Source organism: Clostridium sp. CAG:43 (assembly GCF_000434655.1).
GTDB lineage: Bacteria > Bacillota > Clostridia > Lachnospirales > Lachnospiraceae > Otoolea > Otoolea fessa.
In genome coordinates, this window is the sequence record NZ_FR895107.1 from 36,454 (window position 1) to 39,244 (window position 2,791).

General features: G+C 51.8%; 3 protein-coding genes. All 3 read left to right on the top strand.

Annotation, left to right across the window (positions count from 1 at the left end; genetic code table 11):
* Positions 1-107: 107 nt before the first annotated feature.
* Positions 108-557: a GatB/YqeY domain-containing protein gene (locus QVO97_RS10245; RefSeq protein WP_022360228.1), complete on the top strand. Its 450-nt coding sequence runs from the start codon at positions 108-110 to the stop codon at positions 555-557.
* A gap of 32 nt (positions 558-589) precedes the next feature.
* The gene (pepV, locus tag QVO97_RS10250) at positions 590-1,993 is read left to right on the top strand and encodes a dipeptidase PepV (protein ID WP_022360229.1); all 1,404 of its coding nucleotides are present in this window, start codon (positions 590-592) and stop codon (positions 1,991-1,993) included.
* A gap of 154 nt (positions 1,994-2,147) precedes the next feature.
* A partial coding sequence (locus QVO97_RS10255; RefSeq protein WP_288189619.1) for an FAD-binding protein occupies positions 2,148-2,791 on the top strand: 644 nt, incomplete at its 3' end.

The following is a 2,791-nucleotide window of genomic DNA, read 5'->3' on the forward strand; positions in this document are numbered from 1 at the left end:
AGAGAGTCCCTATCGCACCCCTGGGCATGGTAAAACAAGAGAGAGTCCCTATCGCACCCCTGGGCATGGTGAAAATATAGAAAAAATCAGAAAAGGAGACATTTCATATGAGCAGAGTAGATGTAGTACGTGCAGCCATGGTAGAAGCCATGAAAGCAAAAGACAAAGCAAGAAAAGATTCCTTATCCATGCTGTTATCCGCACTGAAAAATGCGGAGATCGACAAGCGTTCTCCGCTGACTGAGGAAGAGGCGGACGCAGTTGTAAAGAAAGAGATCAAGCAGACGAAGGAGACGCTGGAACTGGCTCCGGCAGATCGTGCGGATATCCGTGAGGAGGCACAGGCACGTCTGGCAGTTTATCAGGAATTTGCACCGGAGGATCTGACCGAAGAGCAGATCGCAGAGGTGATCAAAAGTGTTCTGGCAGAGCTTGGCATTGAAAATCCGGCACCGTCTGACAAGGGCAAAATCATGAAAACCCTGATGCCGAAGGTAAAGGGCAAGGCAGACGGAAAGGTAGTGAACCAGGTACTGGCTGGAATTCTGTCCAAATAATAACTAAAGGAAAAGAACGAGGCGGAAGATTTATGTATAAAAAGAAAATCGAGCAGTATATCGAGGCGCACAAGCAGGAGATGTTAGATGACATATGCACTCTGTGCAGCATCAACAGTGAGCGTTCGGCATACCAGGAGGGCGATCCGTTCGGCGAAGGTCCGAGCCGCGCACTGGCACAGGCACTCAAAATGGCGGAAGAGTATGGATTTTCCATCAACAATTACGATAATTATGTAGGAACCGCCGATTTAAACGACGGTGAGCACCAGCTAGATATTCTGGCACATCTGGATGTTGTCCCGGCAGGCGAGGGCTGGACTGTGACACAGCCGTTTGAACCGATTGTAAAAGACGGAAAGTTGTACGGACGCGGCACGGCGGATGACAAGGGACCAGCGGTAGCAGCTCTGTATGCGATGCGTGCGGTCAAAGAACTGGGAATCCCGGTGACAAAAAATGTACGCCTGATTCTGGGAACAGATGAGGAGTGCGGCAGCAGCGATATTGAACATTATTATAAAGTGGAGAAGGAAGCGCCGATGACATTTTCCCCGGATGCTTCGTTCCCGGTTATCAATATCGAAAAAGGACGTTTCCCGGGGCATGTGACAGCTTCTTTTGAGGTATCGACGGAGAATGCGCGGATCCTGTCCATCGAGGCTGGCATCAAGATCAATGTTGTTCCGGGCAAGGCGCATGCGACAATTACAGGACTGACCGAGGAAGAGGTACGTCCGATGGCAGAGGGCGTGACGAAGGAGACTGGCGTACAGTTTGAGCTTCAGGCAGAGGAAGATGCGATCGTGATCACCGCAATCGGTGAGGGCGCACACGCCTCGACACCAGAGGAAGGCAAAAATGCGCTGGCATCCCTGCTTCTGCTTCTGGATCGCCTGCCATTTGCATCCTGCGGACAGACGAAGCTGATTCACAGCCTGACTGAGTGCTTCCCGTGGAATGATACCGAGGGCAAGGCGCTTGGCGTGGCGATGCAGGCAGAAGGATCCGGAGCGCTGTCTCTGGCATTCACGATGCTTACGATGACGGAGACACGGATGGAAGCGTACTTTGACGGACGTTTCCCGATCGGCGGCAATGATGACAACCTGTTGAAACCGGTGGAGGCAAAACTTGCGTCCCACGGCATGAAGTTAGAGTCCCCGCAGCTGCGAGAACCGCATTTTGTAGACGGCAATTCCGAGTTTGTCAGAACACTTCTGAATGCTTATGAGCTTTATACCGGCAACAAGGGCGAGTGCAACTACACCGGCGGCGGCACATATGTGCATGACCTGAAAAACGGCGTTGCATTTGGCGCGTCGATGCCGGGCGTGGACAACCGGATGCACGGGGCAGATGAATTTGCCTATGTGAGTGATCTGGTGGCAAGCGCGAAGATTTTTGCACAGGTGATTGCGGATTTGTGTAAGTAACAGAAAATTTCGTTTTTTCCGCCGTAAGAATTAAAGAAACCTTAATTGATTCGCCGCAGGTTCTATGTTAGACTGAAATCCACAAACGAGAGGTACTGTGCATGTTTGAAGACAGCTGCAGGAACTCCGGCGAGAGGGAAAGGAGAGAACGATTATGAAAAAATCATTCCATACAGTTAAAAAGGCAGGGATTCTGACGGCGGCAGCGGTTCTGGGAACAGCGGCACTGGCGGGATGCGGCAGTAAGGCAGATACAACAGAGAGTGCAGCGGCAAGCGAGGAAGCAACCGAAGCGGTCGGAGAGGCAGAAGCATCGGATGCACAGCTTGTCATCGCAGGCGGAGACAGCGCCGGATTGATCGCGGCGGTTCAGGCGGCAGCCGAGGGCATGGATCCGTCGAAGATCCTGATTCTGGCACCGGGCGAAGAGCTGGCGGCAGATATGGCGGAGATGGCGCCGTATGTCAATGCAGCCAATACAGATGAGCAGTTCCAGGCGAATCTTACGGATGATTTTGAGATTTATCTGTCCGATATTATGACGGCAGGAAATAATACGAACAATTCGGATATGGCGGCAGATGTATCGGAGAACAGCGAAGAGGCGAAAGACTGGCTTGCCGACACACTGGGAATGGAGTACGGCGATCTGACACAGGAGGCAGGTTCCAGGGTAGCCCGCAGTTTCCCGGCAAAAGAGGGAAATCTGAACGAGCTTGCACAGGAAGCGCTGCTTAAAAAAGTCGAAGAGCTGAAGATTCCAGTTGAATATAAGACAGAATTAAAGAGCGTCGCTTA

What these genes read in the sequence shown, in the direction of transcription:
- QVO97_RS10245 (WP_022360228.1), top strand. Translation starts at nt 108, where the DNA reads ATGAGCAGAGTAGATGTAGTACGTGCAGCCATGGTAGAAGCCATGAAA.
- pepV (WP_022360229.1), top strand. Translation starts at nt 590, where the DNA reads ATGTATAAAAAGAAAATCGAGCAGTATATCGAGGCGCACAAGCAGGAG.